At 65.7% G+C, this 23,749-nt stretch carries 23 protein-coding genes; 11 read left to right on the top strand and 12 right to left on the bottom strand.

Going from position 1 to position 23,749, the window contains the following annotated elements; all coding sequences use genetic code 11:
* Nucleotides 1-17: 17 nt before the first annotated feature.
* Entirely contained in the window at nucleotides 18-1,232 is a 1,215-nt protein-coding gene (locus U0042_RS15945; RefSeq protein WP_114814544.1) for an SAM-dependent methyltransferase, read from the bottom strand.
* A 157-nt stretch (nucleotides 1,233-1,389) separates the two neighbouring features.
* Nucleotides 1,390-2,028: a pyridoxamine 5'-phosphate oxidase gene (gene pdxH / locus U0042_RS15940; RefSeq protein ID WP_114814543.1), complete on the bottom strand. Its 639-nt coding sequence runs from the start codon at nucleotides 2,026-2,028 to the stop codon at nucleotides 1,390-1,392.
* A 217-nt stretch (nucleotides 2,029-2,245) separates the two neighbouring features.
* On the opposite strand from pdxH, the gene tcdA reads away from it, so the two are divergent.
* Entirely contained in the window at nucleotides 2,246-3,163 is a 918-nt protein-coding gene (gene tcdA, locus U0042_RS15935; protein ID WP_114814542.1) for a tRNA cyclic N6-threonylcarbamoyladenosine(37) synthase TcdA, read from the top strand.
* Nucleotides 3,164-3,248: 85 nt separating this feature from the next.
* Here tcdA and trxA read toward each other — a convergent pair whose 3' ends face one another.
* Together trxA and U0042_RS15925 are read right to left on the bottom strand one after the other, a co-directional pair.
* Complete coding sequence (gene trxA / locus U0042_RS15930) at nucleotides 3,249-4,097, bottom strand: thioredoxin (protein ID WP_114814541.1); 849 nt, start codon at nucleotides 4,095-4,097, stop codon at nucleotides 3,249-3,251.
* A 60-nt stretch (nucleotides 4,098-4,157) separates the two neighbouring features.
* On the bottom strand, nucleotides 4,158-5,033 hold the full coding sequence (locus tag U0042_RS15925; RefSeq protein ID WP_114814540.1) for a pirin family protein: 876 nt from the start codon (nucleotides 5,031-5,033) through the stop codon (nucleotides 4,158-4,160).
* A gap of 206 nt (nucleotides 5,034-5,239) precedes the next feature.
* Here U0042_RS15925 and U0042_RS15920 point away from each other — a divergent pair, with 206 nt between their 5' ends.
* Complete coding sequence (locus U0042_RS15920) at nucleotides 5,240-6,127, top strand: EamA family transporter (protein ID WP_114814539.1); 888 nt, start codon at nucleotides 5,240-5,242, stop codon at nucleotides 6,125-6,127.
* Nucleotides 6,128-6,262: 135 nt separating this feature from the next.
* Here U0042_RS15920 and U0042_RS15915 read toward each other — a convergent pair whose 3' ends face one another.
* Both U0042_RS15915 and tsaE read right to left on the bottom strand, forming a co-directional pair.
* The gene (locus U0042_RS15915; protein ID WP_114814538.1) at nucleotides 6,263-7,828 is read right to left on the bottom strand and encodes an N-acetylmuramoyl-L-alanine amidase; all 1,566 of its coding nucleotides are present in this window, start codon (nucleotides 7,826-7,828) and stop codon (nucleotides 6,263-6,265) included.
* Nucleotides 7,810-8,427, bottom strand: a complete 618-nt coding sequence (tsaE, locus tag U0042_RS15910; protein ID WP_114814537.1) for a tRNA (adenosine(37)-N6)-threonylcarbamoyltransferase complex ATPase subunit type 1 TsaE — start codon at nucleotides 8,425-8,427, stop codon at nucleotides 7,810-7,812. The genes U0042_RS15915 and tsaE overlap by 19 nt, the downstream gene beginning before the upstream one ends.
* A gap of 17 nt (nucleotides 8,428-8,444) precedes the next feature.
* On the opposite strand from tsaE, the gene queG reads away from it, so the two are divergent.
* From queG to xerD, 3 genes are all read left to right on the top strand, one after another.
* The gene (gene queG / locus U0042_RS29985) at nucleotides 8,445-9,830 is read left to right on the top strand and encodes a tRNA epoxyqueuosine(34) reductase QueG (protein WP_232833558.1); all 1,386 of its coding nucleotides are present in this window, start codon (nucleotides 8,445-8,447) and stop codon (nucleotides 9,828-9,830) included.
* A 57-nt stretch (nucleotides 9,831-9,887) separates the two neighbouring features.
* Nucleotides 9,888-10,361 (top strand): methylated-DNA--[protein]-cysteine S-methyltransferase, encoded by a 474-nt coding sequence (locus tag U0042_RS15895; RefSeq protein ID WP_114814587.1) that lies wholly within the window; start codon nucleotides 9,888-9,890, stop codon nucleotides 10,359-10,361.
* A gap of 92 nt (nucleotides 10,362-10,453) precedes the next feature.
* A complete protein-coding gene (gene xerD, locus U0042_RS15890; protein WP_114814586.1) occupies nucleotides 10,454-11,404 on the top strand; it encodes a site-specific tyrosine recombinase XerD in 951 nt (316 codons plus the stop codon).
* A 107-nt stretch (nucleotides 11,405-11,511) separates the two neighbouring features.
* Here the strand turns inward: xerD and U0042_RS15885 are convergent, their stop codons facing one another.
* A complete protein-coding gene (locus U0042_RS15885; RefSeq protein ID WP_232833561.1) occupies nucleotides 11,512-13,104 on the bottom strand; it encodes a class I adenylate-forming enzyme family protein in 1,593 nt (530 codons plus the stop codon).
* Between the two features lie 295 nt (nucleotides 13,105-13,399).
* On the opposite strand from U0042_RS15885, the gene ybaK reads away from it, so the two are divergent.
* Both ybaK and plsY read left to right on the top strand, forming a co-directional pair.
* The gene (ybaK, locus tag U0042_RS15880; protein WP_114814534.1) at nucleotides 13,400-13,891 is read left to right on the top strand and encodes a Cys-tRNA(Pro) deacylase; all 492 of its coding nucleotides are present in this window, start codon (nucleotides 13,400-13,402) and stop codon (nucleotides 13,889-13,891) included.
* A 278-nt stretch (nucleotides 13,892-14,169) separates the two neighbouring features.
* Nucleotides 14,170-14,802: a glycerol-3-phosphate 1-O-acyltransferase PlsY gene (gene plsY, locus U0042_RS15875; RefSeq protein WP_114814532.1), complete on the top strand. Its 633-nt coding sequence runs from the start codon at nucleotides 14,170-14,172 to the stop codon at nucleotides 14,800-14,802.
* 127 nt (nucleotides 14,803-14,929) lie between these two features.
* Here the strand turns inward: plsY and U0042_RS15870 are convergent, their stop codons facing one another.
* Nucleotides 14,930-15,415, bottom strand: a complete 486-nt coding sequence (locus U0042_RS15870; RefSeq protein WP_042303301.1) for a YajQ family cyclic di-GMP-binding protein — start codon at nucleotides 15,413-15,415, stop codon at nucleotides 14,930-14,932.
* A gap of 154 nt (nucleotides 15,416-15,569) precedes the next feature.
* Here U0042_RS15870 and murB point away from each other — a divergent pair, with 154 nt between their 5' ends.
* Nucleotides 15,570-16,622, top strand: a complete 1,053-nt coding sequence (gene murB, locus U0042_RS15865) for a UDP-N-acetylmuramate dehydrogenase (RefSeq protein WP_114814531.1) — start codon at nucleotides 15,570-15,572, stop codon at nucleotides 16,620-16,622.
* A 128-nt stretch (nucleotides 16,623-16,750) separates the two neighbouring features.
* On the opposite strand, the gene argF is transcribed toward murB, so the two are convergent.
* Complete coding sequence (gene argF, locus U0042_RS15860) at nucleotides 16,751-17,680, bottom strand: ornithine carbamoyltransferase (protein WP_017776912.1); 930 nt, start codon at nucleotides 17,678-17,680, stop codon at nucleotides 16,751-16,753.
* A gap of 474 nt (nucleotides 17,681-18,154) precedes the next feature.
* Between argF and U0042_RS15855 the strand changes: the two genes are divergently transcribed.
* The gene (locus U0042_RS15855; protein WP_198665407.1) at nucleotides 18,155-18,502 is read left to right on the top strand and encodes a DUF3579 domain-containing protein; all 348 of its coding nucleotides are present in this window, start codon (nucleotides 18,155-18,157) and stop codon (nucleotides 18,500-18,502) included.
* Between the two features lie 162 nt (nucleotides 18,503-18,664).
* Here U0042_RS15855 and rpsT read toward each other — a convergent pair whose 3' ends face one another.
* Complete coding sequence (rpsT, locus tag U0042_RS15850) at nucleotides 18,665-18,940, bottom strand: 30S ribosomal protein S20 (RefSeq protein ID WP_017776910.1); 276 nt, start codon at nucleotides 18,938-18,940, stop codon at nucleotides 18,665-18,667.
* 545 nt (nucleotides 18,941-19,485) lie between these two features.
* On the opposite strand from rpsT, the gene murJ reads away from it, so the two are divergent.
* Entirely contained in the window at nucleotides 19,486-21,036 is a 1,551-nt protein-coding gene (gene murJ / locus U0042_RS15845; RefSeq protein ID WP_114814529.1) for a murein biosynthesis integral membrane protein MurJ, read from the top strand.
* Complete coding sequence (locus U0042_RS15840; protein ID WP_114814528.1) at nucleotides 21,033-21,884, top strand: SirB1 family protein; 852 nt, start codon at nucleotides 21,033-21,035, stop codon at nucleotides 21,882-21,884. Before murJ ends, U0042_RS15840 begins: the two co-directional genes overlap by 4 nt.
* A gap of 121 nt (nucleotides 21,885-22,005) precedes the next feature.
* Here U0042_RS15840 and U0042_RS15835 read toward each other — a convergent pair whose 3' ends face one another.
* Nucleotides 22,006-22,764 carry a 3-hydroxyacyl-CoA dehydrogenase gene (locus U0042_RS15835; protein ID WP_114814527.1) on the bottom strand — a complete coding sequence of 253 codons (759 nt, stop codon included), beginning with the start codon at nucleotides 22,762-22,764 and terminating at the stop codon, nucleotides 22,006-22,008.
* Between the two features lie 175 nt (nucleotides 22,765-22,939).
* Complete coding sequence (gene adk, locus U0042_RS15830; RefSeq protein WP_114814526.1) at nucleotides 22,940-23,602, bottom strand: adenylate kinase; 663 nt, start codon at nucleotides 23,600-23,602, stop codon at nucleotides 22,940-22,942.
* Nucleotides 23,603-23,749: the final 147 nt, after the last annotated feature.

Raw genomic sequence — 23,749 nt, 5'->3', positions numbered from 1 at the left:
CAGCGCCGGCGAAGTGCTTACAGCGGCTTTTCGTACATGTAGCGGCGCGACCACGGCAGCGTTTTCGCGCTGCGTCCGGCCTTGCGGCACACCACCTGGAAGAGCGACACGTCGTCGTGTTCGAACGCGTAGGCGCAGCCCGCCAGATACACGCGCCAGATGCGGAATTTCTCGTCGTCCACGAGCTTTCGCGCTTCTTCCGCGTGCGTTTCGAACCGCTCCGCCCAGATGTCGAGGGTGTGCGCATAGTGACGGCGCAGGCTCTCGGCGTCAATTGCTTCCAGCCCGCCGCGCTGCATCGATTCGAGCACGAGGCCGATGTGCGGGAGTTCGCCGTCTGGAAACACGTAGCGGTCGATGAATTCGCCGCCGCCCAGCGAGGTCTCGCCGCTATCCGCATCCGACGACGTGATGCCGTGATTCATCGCGATACCTTCGTCGGTGAGCAGGTCGTGCATCTTGCGGAAATAGCCGGGCAGGTTCTTGCGCCCCACGTGTTCGAACATGCCGACGCTCGTGATGCGATCGAACTGGCCCTCCACGTCGCGATAGTCCTGCAGGCGGATCTCGATGCGGTCCGAGAGGCCGGCGGCCTTCACGCGTTCGGTGGCAAGGTCGAACTGGTTTTGCGAGAGCGTGACGCCCACACAGTTGGCGCCGAACTTCTGCGCGGCGCGCAACACGAGTGCGCCCCAGCCGCAGCCGATGTCGAGCAGACGCTGGCCCGGCTGCAACTGGATCTTGGTGAGAATGTGGTCGATCTTCTTGAGCTGCGCGGTGCCCAGATCTTCGTTGCCGTTCTCGAAATAGGCGCACGAATAGACCATGTTCTCGTCGAGCCACAGCTTGTAGAACTCGTTCGAGACGTCGTAGTGATACTGGATCGCTTTCTTGTCCGACGCCTTCGTGTGGTTGAAGTAGCGGCGCACGCGGGCGAGCTTGCTCGCATTGGTGACCGTGCTTCGTGCCAGCGAATAGCCGATGTTGATGATGTCCGAGAGCTTGCCCTCGATGTCGATCTTGCCCTTCACATACGCTTCGCCGAGGTTGTCGAGGCTCGGTTCGAGCAGAAGCGGCAGCGCCGACGCGCTGTTGACCTTCAGCGTGACCTGTGGCGCCGCGAAGTTGCCGAAGTCGTGTTGTTGTCCGTCCCAGAGCACGAGACGCGCCGGCAGGTTCGCCTTGTCCCGTACTTCCTGCACCCACTGCGCCAGCTTCTTCTCCCAGAACATGTGATTTCTCCGTGTCCGATGAAATACAAAGCAAAGCTCGTGGATCGCGCCGATGCGCTCCTTTTGTGCTGCGTGTTACCCCGATGGAGAACGCGATCCGTGTTTTCACTGCGCGCCGGGTGCGCCCCGCGCGCCGGTGTTCGTCAACGCCTTGACGTCAAGGCGACAGCCGCGCGATTCGCCAGTCGCCGCCTGTCTCGCGCGTGTAGAGAATGCGGTCGTGCAAGCGGGACGGACGACCCTGCCAGAACTCGATGGCGTGCGGCATGAGCCGATAGCCGCCCCAGTGCGGCGGGCGCGGCGGATGTTCGCCGTACTTCGCTGCCATGTCGCGTTCGCGTGCTTCCAGCACGGCGCGGCTTTCAATTTCCTTGCTCTGTTCGGATGCCCAGGCACCGATGCGCGAGCCGAGCGGACGCGAGGCGAAGTAGGCGTCGCTTTCTTCGGCGCTTGTCTTGACGACGCTGCCGTCGATGCGCACTTGCCGTTCCAGCTCGATCCAGTAGAAGAGCAGGCTGGCGTGCGGATTGGCGGCCAGTTCGTGGCCCTTGCGGCTTTCGTAATTCGTGAAGAAGACGAAGCCCTGTTCGTCCACGCCCTTGATGAGCAGGATCCGCGCGGTAGGACGACCGTTCTCGTCCACCGTGGCGAGCGTCATCGCGTTCGGTTCGGGCAGTTTGGCGTCGAGCGCCTCGGCGAGCCATTTCTGGAATTGGTGGATCGGGTTGGGATCCACGTCGGTCACGTCGAGTGAGCCGAGCGAATAATTCTTGCGGAGATTAGCGAGGGAAGTCATGTTTTATGCGCACGCTTCAATTAGGCCAGTATAGCCGGGGTGTGAATTTTCTGCGTGCGCTCGCACGCGCGTGCAAGGCCCCACCGTTTCCTTGCGCGCGATCAGGCAAAATACGGGTTGCCCGCGCTTCGTCGTTCGCCGCCGCGCCGTTGCAGGCCGCGGTTGCCAGATCAGGCAGCCGGATCCGCAGCGCTTTCTTCCGTTTCCGCGTTCAGCCATGCCTACCTCCGGCCTCACTGCCCACCACGCCAGTCCCGATCTTACCTCCAGCGTCGCCGAGCCTGAAGCCGCCGATCGCGCCCGCCGCTTCGGCGGCATCGCGCGGCTTTACGGTGACGCCGCGCTGGCCGGCTTCGAGCGCGCTCACGTGGCGGTGATCGGCATAGGCGGAGTGGGGTCGTGGGCAGCCGAGGCGCTCGCGCGCAGCGCGGTGGGTACGATCACGCTGATCGACCTCGACAACGTGGCCGAAAGCAACACGAACCGACAGATCCACGCGCTCGACGGCAACTACGGCAAGCCCAAGGTGGAAGCCATGGCCGAGCGGATCGCGCTGATCGATCCGGCCTGCAAGGTGCGGCTCGTGGAGGACTTCGTGGAGCCCGACAATTTCGACGCGCTGCTGGGCGCGGGCTTCGACTATGTGATCGACGCCATCGACAGCGTGCGCACGAAAACCGCGCTCATCGCGTGGTGCGTGGCGCGCGGGCAGGCGCTCGTGACGGTGGGCGGCGCGGGCGGCCAACTGGACCCCACGCGCATTCGCATCGACGACCTCGCGCTCACCATTCAGGACCCGCTGCTTTCGAAAGTGCGCGCGCAGCTACGCAAGCAGCACGGCTTTCCGCGCGGACCGAAGGCGAAGTTCAAGGTGAGCGCCGTGTATTCGGACGAGCCGCTCATCTACCCCGAAACGGCCGTCTGCGACATCGACGCCGAAGCCGAGCACGTGAGCACGTCGCCGGGGCACAGCGGGCCGGTGGGCCTCAACTGCGCGGGCTTCGGGTCGAGCGTGTGCGTGACCGCGAGCTTCGGCTTCGCGGCGGCCTCGCACGTGCTGCGTGCGCTCGCCCGGCGCGCGACGGACGCGGCGAGGGGCGAAAGCCTCGGCGCGCGATCTGTCACGGGCGCATGAAAACGAACGCGGCCCGAAGGCCGCGTCGTGCAAGCGTGGGGGTGATGCTCGTGAAGCGCAAAACGGCTCGCCCGGAAAGACGCTGTCAATAAAGCGCCGCGCTCAGCTTGCGGCGCCATTCGCTCACGAGCTGCGGCTGCCCGGCCGCGAGATCGAATACCGACAACATCGTCTTGCGGCCGATGTCCTCGCGGAACGACCGGTCGCGCTTCACGATTTCCAGCAGATGCTCGAGCGCGCCCGCGTACTGGCGGCGGGCGATCAGCGCGCTCGCCAGGTCGAAGCGCGCTTCGAGGTCGCCCGGATTGGCCGTTACGCGGGCTTCCAGCGCATCGGTGGGCGGCAGATCGGCGGCGGCGTCCACCGCGTCGAGCCGCGTTTTCAGCGCGTTGAAGCGGGCGTCGATGCCTTGCGTCGTCTTGGGCGAAAGCAGTTCCACTTCGGCACGGGCGTCGTCGATGCGCTGATCTTCCAGCAGCATTTCGATCAGGTCCATGCGCGCGTCGTCGTAGCCGGGGTCGTAGGCAAGCGCGGCCTTCAACGCATCGTAGGCCTCGTCACGGCGGCCTTCCTCGAGCGCGGCGAGCGCTGCGCGGCGCGCCGCTTCGGCGCCGTCGGGCACGAGCCGGTCGAGGAACGCGCGCAACTGACCCTCGGGCAGCACGCCGACGAACTGATCCACCGGACGACCGTCCGCAAACGCGATCACGTGCGGAATGCTGCGCACCTGGAAATGCGCCGCCAGCTCCTGGTTCTCGTCGACGTTGACCTTCACGAGCTTCCATTTGCCGCCGTACTCGGTTTCAAGGCGCTCGAGCATCGGGCCGAGTGTCCGGCACGGGCCGCACCACGGCGCCCAGAAGTCCACCAGCACCGGCGCGAGCGTCGAGGCAGCGATCACATCTTTTTCGAAAGTGGCGAGTGTGGTGTCCATTGCATCCTCGTGGGAAAACGGTCTCGATTTCATCTAGGGGCGGCGGCGGGCCATTTCAAGCTACTTCTTCTGCGGCAACGGAATCCAGTCCGTTTCCCCGGGCACCTGCCCCATCTGCTGGTTCATCCACGCCGTCTTGGCGTGCTCGATTTTGTCGCGCGAACTCGACACGAAATTCCATTCGATGAACCGCTCGCCCGCCAGTTTCTCGCCGCCCAGCAGCATGACCGTAGCGCCGCGCTCGCTCGCGAGCGTCACCGTTTCGCCGGGAACGAGCACGGCCATGCGGTAGGGGTCGAGCGGCGTACCGTCGATGGCGAAATCGCCCTCCACCAGATACACGCCGCGCTCCTCGTGTTCCGGTTCCAGTGCGAAGGCCGCACCGGGCGCGAAGTGTGCTGCCACATAGAGCGTGCCCGAGAAGGTTTCGACCGGCGACGTATGGCCGAACGCGGTGCCGGCGATCACGCGCAGCGTCACGCCGTTGCGCTCCAGCTGCGGCAGCGTGGCGGCCGGGTGGTGCGCGAACGAAGGCTCGATGTCCTCGTCCTCCACGGGCAGGGCAACCCAGGTCTGGATGCCATGGACCGTCATGCCGCGCGCGCGGTCTTCTTCGGGCGTGCGTTCGGAGTGCACGATGCCGCGGCCCGCGGTCATCCAGTTCACGTCGCCGGGCACGATCTTCTGTGCCGAGCCCAGGCTGTCGCGATGCATGATGGCCCCGTCGAACAGATACGTGACGGTGGCGAGCCCGATATGCGGATGCGGACGTACGTCGATGCCCGAGCCGGGCGCGAGCGAGGCTGGGCCCATGTGGTCGAAGAAGATGAAGGGCCCAACGAGACGCGCGGCGAGGGCCGGCAATACGCGACGCACCATGAGGTTACCGATGTCGCGTTCATGAGGCTTGAGGACAGCTTTGATGGCAGAAGACATGAGGGTTCCTTGGGGGCCTGGTCGTGGGCCTGGTCGAGCGACCGGCCCATTCTAGCCTTATGCGGCGCGACGTTACCTGGAGCCTGTGCAGCGCGACCACCGGCGCAATGGGCGCTTCGGCAGGCTTGGCGGGGCCCAGGCTAAACTCGGCCACGTCCGGCGGAAACGCAGGAAAAACTTCAGTAAAAGAAAAGGAGGAGTCGGCCATGTCGCCGAAAGACCTGTTGCTCGCGCTTGTCGTCGTGGTGGCGTGGGGCGTCAACTTCGTGGTGATCAAGGTGGGTCTGCACGGTGTGCCGCCCATGCTGCTGGGTGCGCTTCGGTTCATTCTCGCCGCGGTGCCGGCGGTCTTTTTCGTGAAGCGCCCGCGCGTGCCGCTGCGCTGGCTCTTTGCCTATGGCGCGACCATTTCGTTTGGGCAGTTCGCGTTCCTGTTCTACGCCATGTATGTGGGTATGCCGGCGGGGCTCGCCTCGCTGGTGCTGCAGGCGCAGGCGTTTTTCACGCTCGGATTCGCCGTGCTGTTTCTGCACGAACGCTTTCGCGTGCAGAACCTGGCCGGTCTCGCGATCGCGGCAGCGGGGCTTGCCGTGATCGGCGCGGGTGCAGCGGGCGGCCATTCGATGACGCTCGCCGGCTTCGTCCTCACGCTATGCGCGGCGGTGCTCTGGGCGCTCGGCAACATCGTGACGAAGAAGGTGGGCAAGGTGGATCTCGTGGCGCTCGTGGTGTGGGGCAGCCTCATTCCGCCGTTGCCGTTTCTGGCGCTGTCGTACGTGACCGAAGGGCCGGCGCGCATGATGGCGGCGCTGAGCGGCATCGGCGTGACGTCGATACTCGCCATCGTTTATCTGGCCTTCGTGGCGACCATTCTGGGCTACGGGCTGTGGGGCCGGCTGCTCTCGCGCTATCCGGCTTCGCAGGTGGCGCCGTTTTCGCTGCTCGTGCCGATCGTCGGGCTGGCATCCGCCGCGCTGTTGCTGGGCGAACATTTGTCTACCGTGCAGATCGCGGGCGCGGCGCTCGTGATGCTCGGGCTCGTCGTCAACGTGTTCGGAGGCTGGGTGGCGCAGCGCTTTGCGGCTGCGCGCTGAGCGCGCGGCGTCGGCTGTGAGACGCCGGCATGGATACGGTTCGTGCCCGCGAGTGCACATGGCGGCGCACCGGCAGGTCGCGTTCGGGGCGTGCTCGACGCACGCCCCGAGCACGCCCTGAACGTCCCGCCCGTCTTACGTCATACGGCTTTTCGCGAGCGGCGGATTCGCTGCGAAGTAGCGCTTGATGCCCTTCATGATGGCGTCGGCCATCTGGTCGCGATAGCTGTCGTCGTTCAGCCGGCGTTCTTCGTCGGGATTGCTGATGAAGGCGGTCTCCACGAGGATCGACGGAATGTCGGGCGCCTTCAGCACGGCAAAGCCCGCCTGTTCCACCGACCCTTTGTGCAGCTTGTTGATGTCGCCGATCTCCTTGAGCACGAAGTTGCCGTAGCGCAGCGAGTCGCGAATCTGCGCGGTGGTCGACATGTCGAAGAGCGCGCGGTTGACGGTGGCGTCTGCAGTCTTGATGTTGATGCCGCCAATCAGGTCCGACGAGTTTTCCTTGTTCGCCATCCAGCGCGCCGCGGCGCTCGATGCCCCGTGTTCCGACAGCGCGAACACGGACGAGCCGCGCGCCTCCGGCGTGGTGAACGCGTCGGCGTGAATGGAGACGAACAGGTCCGCGCCCACGCGCCGCGCCTTCTGAACGCGCACGTTGAGCGGCACGAAGAAGTCGGCGTCGCGCGTCATCATGGCGCGCATGTTGGGCTGGGCGTCGATCTTCGCGCGCAGTTTCTTCGCGACGTCGAGCGCGATGTGCTTCTCGTAGGTACCTGCGCTGCCGATGGCGCCCGGGTCTTCACCACCGTGGCCAGGGTCGATCGCGACGGTGAGCAGGCGCACCGTGTTGCCCCGGCCGCCCTTCGGCGTGGTGAAGGCGTAGGTGTCGCTGTCGGTGCCGTCATCCGCGCCGTCGCCGTTCTTGTCGCGTGCGATAGCGGCAGGCGGCTGCGTGGGCTTCGGCGTCGCGCGTGGCGCCGCGGGGCCATTCGCCCCCGCGGACGGCGGCGTGTGCGCAGCCGAGGGCGGCCGCGGCACGTCGCCCGCCGGACCGCCGTTCTGCGCGTAGCGCTGGAAGAACGCCTCGCTGTTGTCGGCCGACCCGGGCGGCGTGTTGGGGCCGCCGAGCGTGGCAGCGGGCGGGGCGCTGTTCTCGTTGAGCTGCTGCTCCTTGCGCTCGGTCTGCGCGAGCAGGTCCATCAGCGGGTCCGGCGCCACGGCCGGGTAGAGGTCGAACACCAGGCGATAGCGGTACGAACCCACGGGCTGCAGCGTGAACACTTGGGGCTTCACCTGGCCTTTGAGGTCGAACACCATGCGCACCACGTGCGGCTGATATTGCCCCACGCGCACGGACTGGATCTGCGGATCGTTCGGCGTGATCTTGGAGACCAGGTCGCGCAGCGACTGGTCCAGGTCGAGCCCGTTCAGGTCGACCACGAGACGGTCGGGCCCTTGCAGAAGCTGCTGCGTGTTCTGCAGCGGCTGATCCGATTCGATGGTGACGCGCGTGTAGTCGCGCGCCGGCCACACACGCACGCCCACCACCGACGTCGCCCATGCAAGGCGCGGCGCAACGAGGCCGAGCACGAGCGTGGACGCGCCCGCCCGCAGGATCTGCCGGCGCCGCCAGTTGTGGCTCGCGGTGGCGGCGGATTCGATGGAGCGGAACGGTTTGATTAACATCTTTCCAGACATGCCTTTCCTGTTTCGCTGTACGCGCGCGCCGTGAGTGCGCGCGCGTCACTCTCCTTGCCGTCACGCAGTTCGCTCACGACGTCGAGCGAAAAGACGAGATCCGGCACGCCCAGCAACGCGCCTGCCCGCTGAGGCCATTCGACGAGGCAGATCGCGCCGCTGTCGAAGTACTCGCGAAAGCCGGCATCGGCCCATTCGGCCGGATCGGCAAAGCGGTACAGATCGAAGTGATAGAGCTCCAGTTCCCCGTCCGGCGTTTCCACGGCATAGGGTTCGACGAGCGTATACGTGGGACTGCGCACGCGGCCCGTGTGGCCGAAGCCGCGCAGCATGGCCCGCACGAGCGTAGTCTTGCCGGCGCCGAGGTCGCCGGTCAGTTGCACCTGCAGGCCCTCGAATGCCGCGCCGCTTTGCGTTGCGTTGCCGGTGGCCATCGCATGGCGCACCTCGGCAATCGCGTGAGCCGCGCGCGCGCCGAACGCCTGGGTGGCCGCGTCGTCCGCGAGCGCGAAGCGGCGCTCGAGCAGGACGGTGGCGTGTGTCAGGCTGGCGAGTGCTTCGTGGCCTGACGTGCCGGCGATACCGGGCGTATTGGGCATTCTCGTAAAATGGCGTGATGAACCGAAGTTCGCATCTTTCTTCCTGCACACCCTTGCCAGAGCGCGACAGCACGAGCGATCGCGATGGTGCGCATGCCGGTCGGGACGCGCCCTCGAATGAGGCGCTCGCGTTGCTTGCGGCGCGCATTCGGGCGTGGGGACGCGAACTGGGTTTCGCGGCGATCGGTATCAGCGATACCGACCTGTCCGATGCCGAAGCGGGGCTCGCCGCGTGGCTCGAAGCGGGCTGCCACGGCGAGATGGATTATATGGCCAAACATGGGCTCAAACGCGCCCGCCCGGCCGAGCTTGTGGCCGGAACGCGACGCGTGATCACCGCGCGCATGGCCTATTTGCCGGCTTCGGCGCTCGCCGTCGAAGCCACTCGTGGGCACGATGAAAGTGCTTCGCAAGCCACGCAACCTTCGCAACCTGCACACGACGACTGGCGTGACCGCGAGCGCGCACGGCTCGCGGACCCCGCCGCGGCGGTCGTTTCCATCTATGCGCGCGGCCGCGATTACCACAAGGTTTTGCGTCAGAGGTTGCAGCAACTCGCGCAGCGTATCGAAGAGGAGATCGGTGCCTGCGGCTACCGCGTTTTCACGGATTCGGCGCCGGTGCTCGAAGTCGCGCTTGCGCAGAAGGCCGGTATCGGCTGGCGGGGCAAGCACACGTTGCTGTTGCAGCGCGACGCCGGGTCGCTCTTCTTTCTCGGCGAAATCTACGTGGACTTGCCGCTGCCTACCGATGCCGAACTGCACGCTGTACAGGCGAGCGATGCAGCGAATGTCGCGAATGCCACCGCCGATTCACGCTCGCACGACGCACCAACCATCCCACAGCCAGACGCCGAAGCCGCCGCCCCACATTCGACGCATGCGCCCGAAACGGCGGGCGCGCATTGCGGCAACTGCACGCGCTGCATCGGTGCGTGTCCCACGGGCGCGATCGTGGCGCCTTACCAGGTGGACGCCCGGCGCTGCATCTCGTATCTCACCATCGAGCTGAAGGGCAGCATTCCCCAGGACTTGCGGCCGCTCATCGGCAATCGTGTCTATGGCTGCGACGATTGCCAGCTGGTGTGTCCGTGGAACAAGTTTGCACAGGCCGCGCCCGTCGACGATTTCGACGTTCGGCACGGGCTGGACCGCGCGTCGCTCGTCGAGCTGTTCGAATGGACGGAGGACGAGTTCGACACGCGCCTGCAGGGCAGCGCGATTCGCCGGATCGGCTACGCGTGCTGGCTGCGCAATCTCGCGGTCGGCATGGGCAACGCGCTGCGCTCAACGACGTTGCCGGCCGAAGCGCGCGAGGCGATCGTGGAAGCGCTGCGCCGCCGTGCCGACGACACGTCGCCGCTCGTGCGCGAGCACGTGCAATGGGCGCTCGAGGCAGCGTAGAGTAGCGAAGCGCGGCGGCGGCCATGCCGGCGCCCGCGATGAGGAGAACGCAACATGATGTTCAACGCCGTGATCGATGCGCCGTTCGGCAAGGTGGGCATTCGCACCGAGGCGGGCGCCGTGCGCGAAATCGTCTATCTGCCCGAGTCGGTGAAGAGCGTGGCGCCCGATTCGGCGCTCACGCGTCGGGCCGCGCAACAGATCGAGCGGTATTTCGAACGCGCCTCGGCCACCTTCGACCTGCCGCTCGCCGAGGTGGGCACCGCGTTTCAGCGGCGCGTCTGGCAAGCCATCAGCGAGATTCCGCCGGGCATCGTGCTCACCTACGGCCAGCTCGCGAAGGCCGTGAGCTGCGGCTCGCCGCGCGCGGTGGGCCAGGCCTGCGGCGCCAACTATTTTCCGCTCGTCATTCCGTGCCATCGCGTGGTTGGCTCGGGCGGCATCGGCGGATTCGCGAATCACGACGACGACGGCTACTTCCGCAAAGTGAAGCGGTGGCTGCTCGCACACGAAGGCGTGCCCTACGCATGACGACAGACATCAAACGCACCGCCGCGCAACCGGACGGCATCGCCCCAGCAGTGGATGCGGTTTCCGCCGACCTTGCGGCCGCGCAAGCCGCGATGACCGAAACGGCGATCACGGAAACAGCCGCCGAAAGCGCTTCATCCACGTCGCCGTTGCTGGCCGCAAGCCACGCATCGATCGATGCTTTCTGCGACTCGCTCTGGCTCGAACATGGTCTGTCGCGCAACACGCTCGACGCGTACCGGCGCGATCTGCGTCTTTTTGCCGAGTGGCTCGCGAAGGCGCGCAACGGCTCGCTCGATACCGCCACGGAAACCGATCTGCTCGCCTACAGTGCGGCGCGCAAGGAGAGCAAGTCGACCTCGGCGAACCGGCGGCTTTCGGTTTTTCGGCGCTACTACGGCTGGGCCGTGCGCGAGCATCGTGCGCAGGGCGACCCTACGGTGCGCATCCGCTCCGCGAAGCAACCGCCGCGGTTTCCGTCCACGCTCTCCGAGGCGCAGGTGGAAGCGCTGCTCGGCGCGCCCGACATCGACACGCCGCTCGGTCTGCGCGACCGCACGATGCTCGAATTGATGTACGCGAGCGGCCTGCGCGTGACGGAGCTGGTGACGCTGAAGACGGTGGAGGTCGGTCTCAACGAAGGCGTGGTGCGCGTGATGGGCAAGGGCTCGAAGGAGCGGCTGATCCCGTTCGGCGAGGAGGCGCACGCGTGGATCGCCCGCTATCTGCGCGACGCGCGGCCCGCATTGCTCGGTGCGCGCACCACCGACGCGCTCTTCGTCACCGCGCGGGCCGAAGGCATGACGCGCCAGCAGTTCTGGAACATCATCAAGCGCCACGCGCGCGCCGCGGACGTGCACGCGCCGCTCTCGCCGCACACGCTGCGGCACGCGTTCGCCACGCACCTGCTCAATCACGGCGCCGACCTGCGCGTCGTGCAACTGCTGCTCGGGCACAGCGACATCTCCACGACGCAGATCTACACCCACGTGGCCCGCGAGCGGCTCAAGTCGCTGCATGCGCAGCATCATCCGCGCGGGTGATGTGCCGTTGACGCGCAGTCGACTGCTGCGCGCATGCTCCTCTCGCTGCTCCCACGGTTTTTTGCCGCCGCAGCGGGCTGCAAAACCGGAGGAGCGGCAAGCCTCGATCACGCCAGTTCGCGCAGCTTGTGCTTGAGGATCTTGCCCGTGGACGCCGCCGGCAGCGCCGGTATCACGCGGATGTGCGCGGGTCGCTTGTAGGGCGCAAGACGCGCGCCGCACCATTCGTCGAGCGCCTGCGTCGTGACCGTGGCGCCCGCAACCAGCTCGACGAACGCGATGACTTCCTCGTTGCCCTCTACCGGCCGCCCGACCACCGCGGACTGCATCACCGCGGGATGCGCATTGAGCACGTGCTCCACCTCCGACGGATACACGTTGAAGCCTGAGCGAATGATGAGTTCCTTGCTGCGGCCCACGATATGCATGGCGCCGTCCGCGTCCTCGCGCGCGAGGTCGCCGGTCTTCAGCCAGCCGTCTTCGGTGACGGTAGCGCGCGCGAGTTCGGGGTTGCGGTAGTAGCCGAGCATCACGTTCGGGCCGCGCACCCACAGTTCGCCGATCTCGCCGCGCGGCACGTCGTGGCCTTCCGGCGACACGTAGCGCACTTCGACGCCCGGAATCGCGTGACCCACGGAACAGTCTGCGCGCGGCGCATCGAGCAGCGTTTGCGCCACGGTCGGGCTGCTCTCGGTCATGCCATAGCCGTTGTGGAGCGTGACGCCATAGGCGCTTTCCACGCGTGCCTTGAGCGCGGCGTCGAGCGGCGAGCCGCCCGAATAGGCGAAGCGCAGCCGCGGCGCGCGCCATTCGAGGCGCTCCGTTTGCAGATAGTCGAGCAGCTTCGCGTGCATGGCGGGCACGCCCTGGAAAATGGAAACGTGCTCGTCGGCCAGTGCGCGCCGCACGGCCTTGGGCACGAAGCGCGGTGCGAGCCGCAACGTCGCGCCCGCATACAGACTGCCGAGGCTCACCGAGGCGAGGCCATACACGTGCGAAATGGGCAGCACGGCGTAGACGACGTCGTCGGCATTCACGCGGCGCAACGTGCTGGAGACCGCCGCGATGAAAAGCAGATTGCGATGCGAGAGCATCACGCCCTTCGGTGTGCCGGTGGTGCCCGTCGTGTAGATGAGGGCCGCGCATTGACGGTCCGGTTGCGTCTCTACGGGTTCGGGGAAGGTGCTTTCGGTGTCGCGTGCGGGCTTGTCGGTTTGCCAGTGCCACGCGCCGATATCGACGGGTCCGGCTGGCGCGGGCGTGGCGCCGTGCCGTTGCGCATGGGCCTGTGCATCGGACGAACTGGCGACCACGTAGGCCGTGAGGCGAGGCCGCGCGTGTGCGCAAATGGCGTCGAGTTCGACCGCCGAGAGTCGCGCGTTCGAAACGAGCGCCCACGCATCGAGGCGCGTAGCGGCGAAGAGCAACACGATCTGCGCGACGCTGTTTTCAGCGACGATCATCACGCGGTCGCCGCCTCGCACGCCGCGCTCGCGCAAGAGTGCGGCCGTGGCGTCCACGGCCTCGGCAAGCTGCGCGCGCGTGATGACGCGCAGTCGTGCGGCGGCGGCTGAGTCGGCATCGCGCGCCTCTTCGATCAGCGCGACGCGGTGCGGGTCGTGCGCGGCGAGTCGGGCGGGAATATCGGCGATGCGATCGGGGAGGGCGGCGAGCAGCGCGGCGACGTCGAGCGAATGGATGGATGCGGATGCCGTCTGCGAGGGCTGCGCCGGTGCGTCGTCGTGGCGAGGCGCGGCATGCGGGCGCGGATGCGGGTGAGCGGTCAAAGCGGTCTCCTCCTGTGCTTCGCCGCGATTGTACGGGCGCGGCGGCGCGAAGCTGGGTGGGCGTACCTCATGCACGGCGGACAGGTGAGCCGCCGGCGCATTGCGAACGATCGTGCCATAGCCGTGGGGCACGGACAACGGACCGTTCTTCCGTCTCGCCTTGTCTCGCGTCGTACCCTTCATCCAGGCCCGCCATTACAATGCGCCGATGAGCAAGAACCGACACGTTTCCGAAACCCCCGCCACCCAGTTCCTCAAACGCCACGGCGTGACGTTCGACGAATATCCGTACGAATACGTCGAGCATGGCGGCACCGCCGAGTCGGCGCGCCAGTTGGGCGTGGACGAGCATCTCGTCGTCAAGACGCTCGTCATGGAAGACGAGCACGCGAAGCCGCTGATCGTGCTCATGCACGGCGACCGCAAGGTCTCCACCAAAAATCTCGCGCGGCAGATCGGCGCGAAGCGCGTGGAGCCGTGCAAGCCCGAGGTGGCGAACCGGCATTCGGGGTACCTGGTGGGCGGCACGTCGCCGTTCGGCACGCGCAAGGCCATGCCGGTGTATGTGGAGTCGAGCATCCTCGAACTCGAGAAGATCTATCTGAACGGCGGACGGCGCGGCTTTCTGGTGAGTATCGAGCCCTCGGTGCTGACTGCGCTGCTGGAGGCCAAACCGGTGCAGTGCGCGAGCGTCGATTGAACGGCGGCCAGGGCGCAGCCTTCGCACGACGGTGTGTTCCTGAAAGCGTGGCGTAGGAGTGAGCTGCTTCGGCGCGGTCCGCGCGGCGAAAAGCGCTCCGGTAGAATGAGCGCCTTTCCGGGGCGGCGCGGCCGTGCGGCGTGCCGGTCCGGCGTCAGGGTTTTTCCGGCTCGCGCCTGCGCCGGGGCTGCCCGACCATGCGCGCGGATGCCGCCGCTGTCCCGGTCGTCCCAGCCGTTCATCCAGTCTTCCGTTCCACTACAAGAAGAGTGACCTGCATGTACAACCTGATCGTCGCCGTCCTGGCCTATCTGATCGGCTCGGTGTCGTTTGCCGTGATCGTCAGCGCCGCAATGGGTCTCGCCGACCCGCGCTCGTACGGCTCAGGCAACCCCGGGGCGACCAACGTGCTGCGCAGCGGCAACAAGACCGCGGCGATCCTCACGCTGCTCGGCGATGCGTTCAAGGGGTGGCTCGCCGTGTGGCTCACGGCGCACCTCGCGTCCCGCTTCGGCCTGGACGACGATGCCATTGCGCTGGCCGCCATCGCCGTGTTTCTCGGTCACCTGTATCCGGTGTTCTTCCGCTTCAAGGGCGGCAAGGGGGTGGCGACGGCGGCGGGCGTGCTGCTCGCGATCAGTCCGGTGCTGGGCATCGCCACGGCGCTCACGTGGCTCATCATCGCGTTCTTCTTTCACTATTCGTCGCTGGCGGCGCTCGTGGCCGCCGTGTTCGCGCCGCTCTTCGACGGTTTCCTGTTCGGCGCCAACGTGATTACGCTGGCAGTCTTCGCGATGAGCGCGCTGCTCATCTGGCGTCACCGTTCGAACATCGCCAAGTTGGTGGCCGGTAAGGAAAGCCGCATCGGCGAGAAGAAGGGCGCGACGCCGTCGGCGGGTAGCGGGCACTGAAGCGGCGTTGGATGGCCTGGGCCGCGGCTGCGGTTGTTGCGCGGAGGCGGCGACCCGGCCGCGCCGGGGCCGGGTGCGGGTTGAACTGCTCGATCTGAGCCGCCCGATCGTTTGATCGCTCGATGGATCAATCGCGGAAGTTGTTGAAGTCGAGCGGCGTGTCGCTCACTTCCTTGCGCAGCATTGCGATCACGCTTTGCAGGTCGTCGCGCTTGGCGCCTGAAACGCGCACCGCGTCGCCCTGAATGCTGGCCTGCACCTTGATCTTGCTGTCCTTCACGAGCCTGACGATCTTCTTGGCCAGATCGCCGGACACGCCCTTCTTCACAGTGATGACCTGCTTTACCTTGTCGCCGCCGATCTTCTCGATCTTGCCGTGATCGAGGAAGCGCACGTCGACGTTGCGCTTCGCCATTTTCGACACCAGCACGTCCTTGACCTGACCGAGCTTGAAGTCGTCGTCGGCATAGGCGGTGAGTTCGTGCTCTTTCTGCTCGACACGCGCGTCGGAGCCCTTGAAGTCGAAGCGCGTGGAAATCTCCTTGTTGGATTGCTCGATCGCGTTCTTCACCTCGATCATGTTGGCTTCGCAAACCACGTCAAACGATGGCATTGGTTTCTCCCAGTAGTGCAGTGGAGGCGGCGCAAAGCCGCCGTTCGCACTCGCTATAATCACGGACCGGCCGTCATTTTACCGACGCCGTCCCCTTTTGCCCAAGGCTCGCGCGCTTCGCGCGGCCGCATGTGTCAAGCTACGCCGCCCGCCGATGTCCGTTCCCTCCGTCTCTTTCGCCGACTCCGTCTGGTTCGCCGCCGACTACTCCTTGCGCGAGCACAACACCTTTGGGTTCGACGTGCGTGCGCACCTGCTGTGCCGCGTCGAAAGCGAAGCGCAGTTCGCGGCCGCGCTGGCCGATCCGCGCGCAGAGGGCCTGCGTACGCTGGTGCTGGGCGGCGGCAGCAACGTGGTGCTGACGCGCGACTTCGACGGGCTGGTGCTGCTCGTCGCCTTGCGGGGGCGCGAAGTGGTGCGCGAAGACAGCGATGCATGGTACGTGCGTGCCGCGGCGGGCGAGACCTGGCACGACTTCGTGGCCTGGACACTCGCTCAGGGCATGCCGGGCCTCGAAAATCTCGCGCTGATTCCGGGCACCGTGGGCGCGGCGCCCATCCAGAACATCGGCGCGTATGGACTCGAGATGGGCGAGCGCTTCGCGTCGCTGCGCGCCATCGAACTGGCGACGGGCACGGTGCACGAGTTCGATGCCGCGGCATGCCGGTTCGGCTATCGCGACAGCTTCTTCAAGCGTGAAGGGCGCGAGCGGTTTGCGATTACGTCGGTCACGTTCAGGCTGCCGAAGGCCTGGCAGCCGCATGCCGATTACGCCGATATCGCGCGCGAGCTTGCGGCCAAAGGCAAAGCCGACAACCCCGATGCCCAGGCGATCTTCGACGCGGTGGTCGCCGTGCGGCGCGCGAAGCTGCCCGACCCGCGTGAGCTGGGCAACGCGGGCAGTTTCTTCAAAAATCCCGTGATCGACGCCGCGCAGTTCGAGACGTTGCGGGCGCGAGAGCCGGAGGTGGTGTCGTATCCGCAGCCCGATGGGCGCGTGAAGCTTGCGGCCGGCTGGCTGATCGACCGCTGTGGCTGGAAGGGGCGCGCCTTGGGGCATGCCGCGGTACACGAGCGGCAGGCGCTGGTGCTCGTCAATCGCGGCGGCGCGACGGGTGCCGAGGTGCTCGCGCTTGCGCAGCGCATTCAGCAGGACGTGATTCAGCGCTTTGGCGTGGCACTGGAGCCGGAGCCGCTTGTGCTCTAAGTGCGGCTCAGCGCTTCCGCCTTTCACGGCAGCGAGAGACCGTGAAACGAAAACCGGCGGTTTTCGCCGCCGGTTCGTTTGCGTCCGCCAAGGTGCCGCGTCTGTGTTTGCGTCTGCGGCTCAGTGGTTCAGTGGTTCAGGCGACCGAGCAGCAGAAATTCCATCAGCGCCTTCTGCACGTGCAGGCGGTTTTCCGCTTCGTCCCACACCACGCTTTGCGGTCCGTCGATCACTTCCGCACTGACTTCTTCGCCGCGGTGCGCCGGCAGGCAGTGCATGAAGAGCGCGTCGGGCTTCGCGCGCGCCATCATGTCGGCGTCTACGCACCAGTCTGCGAATGCCTTTTTGCGCGCCTCGTTTTCGGCCTCGAAACCCATGCTGGTCCAGACGTCTGTCGTAACGAGGTCGGCGCCCGCACAGGCTTCGTTCGGGTCGTCGAACTCTTCGACAAACGGCGCGCTTTCCGGCGCCACGAGTGCGCGATCGAGCCGGTAGCCGGGCGGCGTAGAGAGGCGCAGCGTGAAGCCGAGGATCTGCGCGGCCTGGATCCACGTGTAGAGCATGTTGTTCGCGTCGCCAACCCAGGCCACGGTCTTCCCGCGAATCGGGCCGCGATGTTCGTAGTACGTGAACACATCGGCCAGCACCTGGCACGGGTGGTACTCGTTCGTGAGTCCGTTGATGACCGGCACGCGCGAGTTTTCCGCAAAGCGCTGGATGATGTCCTGCCCGAACGTGCGGATCATGATGATGTCCACCATGCGCGAAATGACCTGCGCCGCGTCTTCGATCGGCTCGCCGCGGCCCAGCTGCGTGTCGCGCGTGCTCATGAAGACGGCATGGCCGCCAAGCTGGAAGATGCCGGCTTCGAACGACAGGCGCGTGCGCGTGGAGTTCTTCTCGAAGATCATCGCGAGCGTGCGATCGTGCAGCGGGTGGTACGTCTCGTAGTTCTTAAATTTGCGTTTGAGGATACGGGCGCGCTCCAGCACGTACTCGTAATCTTCCAGCGAGAAATCCTTGAACTGCAGGTAGTGGCGAATGTTCCGGGAGGTCATGAAAGGAATACGGCGGGTAGCCTGACCGGCACGGTGGGCATGTGCCGGGAAACGCCGCTGTGATGGGTGGTAAGTCGATGCAGCATAAAGGATTTTGCCGCGTTTGACGAGTCGGCCGGAAGGCCGGTGGAGCTTGCCAGGACGGCCCGGTGGTGGCTTGGTTGCAGTGCGGAAAAAGAAGGCGTGCGCTATAATGCACCGGTTTTTTCAGGCCCAGCGAGCAGGTCTCGCGCTTGCGGGTGAACCCTGCGCACGCCGCCTCGGCGTGCGGTTGCGGGCTATCCGCAGAAGAAGGTCGGGACGTTGCCGGGCAGGCCTGTCCGCATGTCCCGTCGTATGCCTCACGGGTCTTCGGTGCTCGGGCCGGCCACGCCGGCGGCACATGGAAGGGTCGCGCAGGCGGGCGTCAGCCGCGCCACGCGTCAGGGCGGGCACGCCAGGTGTAACGCAGCGCAGTCACTCAGGTATTCCTACATGGCCGAAACACCCCCAACCGAGTACTTCATCCAGGGCATTACCAAAAGCGGGAGAAAGTTTCGACCCAGCGACTGGTCCGAACGCCTCGCCGGCGTCATGTCTTGCTTCGGTCCCAGCGCGCGGGAATTGCGTGGGCCAAACGCCCGTCTGCAGTATTCGCGCTACGTGCGGCCCACCATGATCGGCGATCTGAAGTGCGTGATCCTGGATTCGCGGCTGCGTGACATCGAGCCTATGGCCTTCGATTTCGTCATGAACTTCGCGAAAGACAACGATCTGGTCGTGACCGAGGCTTGCGAATTGCCGCCGGATCACGGTACGCAGCAAAAAACCAAAGACCGCTAACAAAGACCGCTCAGCGACGCTGCGCGCTCGCCCCCACCTCGGCAGAGTGCCCGGTTGCTCTGCTTGCGAGTTAGGCGAGCGGCAACAAAAAAGCCCGCCGGAGCGGGCTTTTTTGTTGCGCAGTGGAAACAGGAGGCGGCCCGCTATGCGGGCCTGCCGGATTTACTGCGCGCTTGCCTGCAGCGCCTTGACGGCGGCAGCGAGACGGCTCTTGTGACGAGCGGCCTTGTTCTTGTGAACGATCTTCTTGTCGGCAATGATGTCCATCGTCTTTGCCGATGCCTGGAAGATCTCGGCGGCCTTGGCCTTGTCGCCGGCTTCGATTGCCTTGCGAACGGCCTTGATGGCGGTACGGAACTTCGAGCGCAGCGCCGAGTTGTGCGAATTGGCTTTGGCGGCCTGACGGGCGCGCTTGCGTGCTTGTGCGGTGTTAGCCATGACGTTTCCCTTGTCCTGTTTCCTGCTGTTCCTGTTTCCAGAGCCTGGCCCGAAGGAAGGGCGGCGCTGCTTTCCGATCCGAACTCCGCGAGCGATTGCCCGGAAGCGCAAAAGTCACTGGCGAGCAGGCTGATGAAAACGGCCTGCTATGGCCGATATGCGAAGCGCGGCGAGTCTGATCGGGCCTGACTGCTTACTGCTCTGACGTTGCGAAAGGTTCCGCGGATTTGCCGCCGGTCCCCTTGCTTTCAGTGCCCGGCAAGCCGGACGAGCTTCGAAACTGGCGATTATAGCAACAAAATCAGGGATGTGGCAAATGAAGGCTGCGATGAGCTCGATCGCGCGAAGAGGCGGCTGACGCGCCGCTCCCGCTCGGGCGTGACCAATCGGCGAACGTTTGTCCGCGCGGCCGGTCCGATCTCGCTTGTGCCCTGGCCTCGCTGCCGCGCGCTTCGCATCGTGCACGGGCGTCCGGCACGCTATCCAGTCCCGCCCAGCCATCGGCCATCGGGCCTGCCATCCGGCTTCCGTATAATAAGCGCCCCATGAATCTATTCCGAGCCCTGCTGACGGTCAGCGGCTTCACGCTGCTGTCGCGCGTGACCGGACTGGCCCGCGAAACGCTGATTGCCCGCGCGTTCGGTGCGAGTCAGTTCACCGACGCTTTCTACGTCGCTTTCCGCATTCCCAACCTGCTGCGCCGCATTTCCGCCGAAGGCGCGTTTTCGCAGGCGTTCGTTCCCATCCTGGCCGAGTTCAAGAACCAGAAGGGCCACGACGCCACCCGAGCGCTGGTGGACGCCATGTCCACTGTGCTCGCGTGGACGCTGGCGATTCTTTCGCTGCTCGGCATCGTGGGCGCGTCCTGGGTCGTGCTGGTGGTCGCCTCCGGTCTGCAGGCCGAGGGCGAGGCGTTCAGGCTCGCTGTCGTGATGACGCGGATCATGTTCCCGTACATCGTGTTCATCTCGCTCACGTCGCTTGCCTCGGGCGTGCTCAATACCTACAAGCTGTTCTCGCTGCCCGCCTTCGCGCCGGTGCTGCTCAACGTGTCGTTCATCGCCGCTGCGGTGTTCGTGGCGCCGCACATGAAGCAACCCGTCTACGCGCTTGCATGGGCCGTGATCGTGGGCGGCGTGCTTCAGTTCATCGTGCAGCTGCCCGGGCTCAAGAAGATCGACATGATGCCGCGCATCACCATGCGGCCCGTCGCGGCACTCGCCCACCGGGGCGTGAAGCGCGTGCTGGCAAAGATGGTGCCCGCGATGTTCGCGGTGTCGGTGGCGCAGATCAGCCTCATCATCAACACCAACATTGCATCGCGGCTCGGTGCGGGCGCGGTCTCGTGGATCAACTACGCGGACCGTCTGATGGAGTTCCCCACCGCGCTGCTCGGCGTCGCGCTGGGCACGATCCTGCTGCCCAGCCTCTCGAAGGCGCACGTGGACGCCGACACCAACGAATACTCCGCGCTCCTCGACTGGGGCCTGCGCGTGACGTTTCTGCTCGCCGCGCCGAGCGCCATCGCGCTCTTCTTCTTCGCCGAGCCGCTCACGGCCACGCTGTTCCACTATGGGCTCTTCAACGGCCGCTCAGTCGTCATGGTGGGCCGTGCGCTTGCTGCGTACGGCGTGGGACTGGTCGGGCTCATCCTCATCAAGATTCTTGCACCCGGCTTCTACGCGCGGCAGGACATCAAGACGCCGGTGAAGATTGGCGTCGCCGTGCTGGTCGCGACCCAGGTGGGCAACTACGTGTTCGTACCGATCTTCGCGCACGCGGGGCTCACCTTGTCGGTCGGGCTCGGCGCTTGCATGAATGCGCTGCTGCTGTTCATCGGCTTGCGCAGACGCGGTATCTATTCGCCGCTGCCGGGCTGGACGGTATTTTTCGTGCAACTGCTCGGGGCATGCCTCGTGCTGGCAGGCACCATGCACTGGTTCGCAATCAACTTCGACTGGATCGGCATGCGGCGCGAACCGTTCATGCGCATCGCGTTGCTGGGCGCCTGTCTCGTGCTGTTTGCGGCGCTATATTTCGGTATGCTTTGGCTGATGGGTTTCAAGTACGCGTACTTCAAGAGGCGGACGAAGTGAACACCACGACGCGGGTTCTCGATTATTTCAGCGCGCTCGTTGCCGAGGACGACAGCCTGCCGCTTACCGAGGCAGCGCTCGCGATCGCGCAGGACGCCTATCCGGACGTCGACCTGCAAGGCACGCTCGCGGAGATCGACGAGCTTGTTCTGCGCGTGAAGCGCCGTCTGCCGGAGGGCGCCGACGTACGGCAGAAAGTGGGCATCCTGAACCGCTTCTTCTTTCGCGAACTCGGCTTTGCCTGCAATCTCAACGACTACTACGACCCCGATAACAGCCATCTGAACGTGGTGCTCAAACGGCGGCGCGGCATTCCCATTTCGCTTGCCATCCTGTATCTGGAAATGGCGTCCCAACTCGATTTGCCCGTGCGCGGCGTCTCGTTTCCGGGCCACTTCCTGCTGCGCGTGTCCACGCCCGAAGGCGACGTGATGCTCGACCCGACCAACGGACACTCGCTGTCCGAGTCCGAGATGGTCGAGATGCTGGAGCCTTACGTCGCGAAGGCCGGCGAATCGGTGGGACGTGCGCTGCGCATGCTGCTGCAGCCGGCTACGCAGCGCGAGATCGTGGCGCGCATGCTGCACAACCTGAAGTCGACGTATCTGCAGACCGAGCGCTGGCAGCGCCTGCTCGGCATACAGCAGCGGCTCGTGATCCTGCTGCCGGAGAGTCTCGAGGAAGTGCGCGATCGCGGCTTCGCCTACGCGCGCCTCGATTATTTGCGGCCGGCGCTCGAAGACCTCGAACGCTACTTGGGCGAGCGGCCCGACGCGGAGGACGCCACCGTCGTGGAATCGCAACTGCACGAATTGCGGCAGCGTACCGAAAACCACGGCGGCGATTGAGCGAAGCCAGCGCCGCGCTTGCAAGCCGCAGGCGCTCCGGGCAAGAAAAAATCCCTCGACAAGGGTTCGCCCCATCGAGGGATTTTTTTCAACCGCGACGAACGCGCGTTACGTCGCGCGCTTATTTTGGCTGCATACGGATCGCGCCGTCGAGGCGAATCACTTCGCCGTTGAGCATCGGATTGTCGAAGATCTGCTTGACGAGCATTGCGTACTCGGCGGGTTTGCCGAGTCGCGAGGGGAACGGCACCGTCGCGCCGAGCGCGTCCTGCACTTCCTGCGGCATGCCCAGCAGCATCGGCGTTTCGAAGATGCCCGGTGCAATGGTCATGACGCGGATGGCATTGCGCGACAGGTCGCGCGCCACGGGCAGCGTCATGCCCACCACGCCGCCTTTCGACGCCGCATAGGCGGCCTGGCCGATCTGGCCGTCATACGCCGCCACCGACGCGGTATTCACGATCACTCCGCGTTCGCCCGCGGCATTCGGCTCGTTCTTCGCCATCGCCGCTGCGGCGAGGCGAATCATGTTGAAGGTGCCGATGAGGTTGACCGAAATGGTCTTCGTGAAGATATCGAGCGGATGCGGGCCGTCCTTGCCCACGGTCTTCGCGGCCGGCGCAATGCCCGCGCAGTTCACGAGCCCGCGCAGCGAGCCCAGTGCGAGCGCTGCGGCAACGGCGCGCTCGCCGTCTTCCTCGCTTGCCACGTTGCACCGGACGAACACGCCGCCCAGCTCTTTCGCCAGCGCGTTGCCGGCTTCTTCATTGAGATCGGCGAGAACGGTTTTGCCGCCCTCGTTGGCGATCAGGCGCGCCGTGGCTGCGCCCAGACCCGATGCTGCGCCGGTGATCAGAAAAACGTTGTCGCGAATTTCCATCGTTGCTGCTCCTCCTGGGTTCTCCTGGGGTGTCCAGGTTCTTTGTCCCCGGCCTCGCGGCGCAGCGCGCGCGGCAAGCCGGGACAATCGGAGAAAGCAGCCGGAAAGTCGCCGTGCCGCGGCGCCGCCGCACCGATGCGGCGGGGCACTTGTTTTGTGACCGGCGAGCGGCGGCTTACTTGAGCGCGTCGAAAACGCGTGCGCGGATTTCGTCCACCGAGCCGAGGCCGGAAATGCGCCGGTATTCGGGCGCCTTGAGGCCGTTTTCGTCTCCGCGCTGCGCCCACGCCTGGTAGTAGTCGATGAGCGGCTTCGTCTGCGCCACGTACACGTCGAGACGCTTGCGCACCGTCTCTTCCTTGTCGTCGTCGCGCTGAATGAGCGGCTCGCCCGTGACGTCGTCGAGGCCGGCGTTCTTCGGCGGATTGAACTTCACGTGATAGGTACGGCCCGATGCCGCGTGGACGCGGCGGCCGCTCATGCGTTCGATGATCTCGTTGAACGGCACGTCGATTTCGAGCACGTAGTCGATCGCGACGCCGGCCTGCTTCATGGCTTCGGCTTGCGGCAGCGTGCGCGGGAAACCGTCGAACAGATAGCCGTTCGCGCAGTCCGCGTCGAGCAGGCGTTCCTTCACGAGGTTGATGATGAGCTGGTCCGGCACGAGTTCGCCCGCGTCCATGTAGCGCTTCGCTTCGAGGCCGAGCGGCGAGCCTGCCTTGACGGCGGCACGCAGCATGTCGCCCGTCGAAATCTGCGGGATGCCGAACTTTTCCTTGATGAAGTTTGCCTGGGTACCCTTGCCCGCACCGGGGGCGCCCAACAGGATCAAACGCATGAGATATCTCCAGATCTATGTGAATTCTTGCGGCGCGATGCGGGCAGCCTGCCTTGCGCATGCCGTTCCTGCATTTGCCTCGTTTTTCTGCTGTTCCTTCGTGCGGGTCTCGCGCTCCGCTACGACACGTACGACACCGGCGGTGCT

It is taken from the genome of Paraburkholderia kururiensis, assembly GCF_034424375.1.
GTDB lineage: Bacteria > Pseudomonadota > Gammaproteobacteria > Burkholderiales > Burkholderiaceae > Paraburkholderia > Paraburkholderia kururiensis_A.
The sequence above is the reverse complement of the archived record's forward strand: the minus strand, read 5'-3'. Positions and strand labels throughout refer to the sequence as shown.

Coding starts and splice junctions, on each gene's coding strand:
- U0042_RS15835 (WP_114814527.1), bottom strand. CDS start 22,764: ATGGAAATTCGCGACAACGTTTTTCTGATCACCGGCGCAGCATCGGGT.
- argF (WP_017776912.1), bottom strand. CDS start 17,680: ATGACCTCCCGGAACATTCGCCACTACCTGCAGTTCAAGGATTTCTCG.
- U0042_RS15920 (WP_114814539.1), top strand. CDS start 5,240: ATGTCGCCGAAAGACCTGTTGCTCGCGCTTGTCGTCGTGGTGGCGTGG.
- murB (WP_114814531.1), top strand. CDS start 15,570: ATGTCCGTTCCCTCCGTCTCTTTCGCCGACTCCGTCTGGTTCGCCGCC.
- ybaK (WP_114814534.1), top strand. CDS start 13,400: ATGAGCAAGAACCGACACGTTTCCGAAACCCCCGCCACCCAGTTCCTC.
- murJ (WP_114814529.1), top strand. CDS start 19,486: ATGAATCTATTCCGAGCCCTGCTGACGGTCAGCGGCTTCACGCTGCTG.
- U0042_RS15870 (WP_042303301.1), bottom strand. CDS start 15,415: ATGCCATCGTTTGACGTGGTTTGCGAAGCCAACATGATCGAGGTGAAG.
- plsY (WP_114814532.1), top strand. CDS start 14,170: ATGTACAACCTGATCGTCGCCGTCCTGGCCTATCTGATCGGCTCGGTG.
- pdxH (WP_114814543.1), bottom strand. CDS start 2,028: ATGACTTCCCTCGCTAATCTCCGCAAGAATTATTCGCTCGGCTCACTC.
- trxA (WP_114814541.1), bottom strand. CDS start 4,097: ATGGACACCACACTCGCCACTTTCGAAAAAGATGTGATCGCTGCCTCG.
- U0042_RS15855 (WP_198665407.1), top strand. CDS start 18,155: ATGGCCGAAACACCCCCAACCGAGTACTTCATCCAGGGCATTACCAAA.
- queG (WP_232833558.1), top strand. CDS start 8,445: ATGAACCGAAGTTCGCATCTTTCTTCCTGCACACCCTTGCCAGAGCGC.
- U0042_RS15925 (WP_114814540.1), bottom strand. CDS start 5,033: ATGTCTTCTGCCATCAAAGCTGTCCTCAAGCCTCATGAACGCGACATC.
- U0042_RS15915 (WP_114814538.1), bottom strand. CDS start 7,828: ATGTCTGGAAAGATGTTAATCAAACCGTTCCGCTCCATCGAATCCGCC.
- rpsT (WP_017776910.1), bottom strand. CDS start 18,940: ATGGCTAACACCGCACAAGCACGCAAGCGCGCCCGTCAGGCCGCCAAA.
- adk (WP_114814526.1), bottom strand. CDS start 23,602: ATGCGTTTGATCCTGTTGGGCGCCCCCGGTGCGGGCAAGGGTACCCAG.
- tsaE (WP_114814537.1), bottom strand. CDS start 8,427: ATGCCCAATACGCCCGGTATCGCCGGCACGTCAGGCCACGAAGCACTC.
- tcdA (WP_114814542.1), top strand. CDS start 2,246: ATGCCTACCTCCGGCCTCACTGCCCACCACGCCAGTCCCGATCTTACC.
- xerD (WP_114814586.1), top strand. CDS start 10,454: ATGACCGAAACGGCGATCACGGAAACAGCCGCCGAAAGCGCTTCATCC.
- U0042_RS15945 (WP_114814544.1), bottom strand. CDS start 1,232: ATGTTCTGGGAGAAGAAGCTGGCGCAGTGGGTGCAGGAAGTACGGGAC.
- U0042_RS15895 (WP_114814587.1), top strand. CDS start 9,888: ATGTTCAACGCCGTGATCGATGCGCCGTTCGGCAAGGTGGGCATTCGC.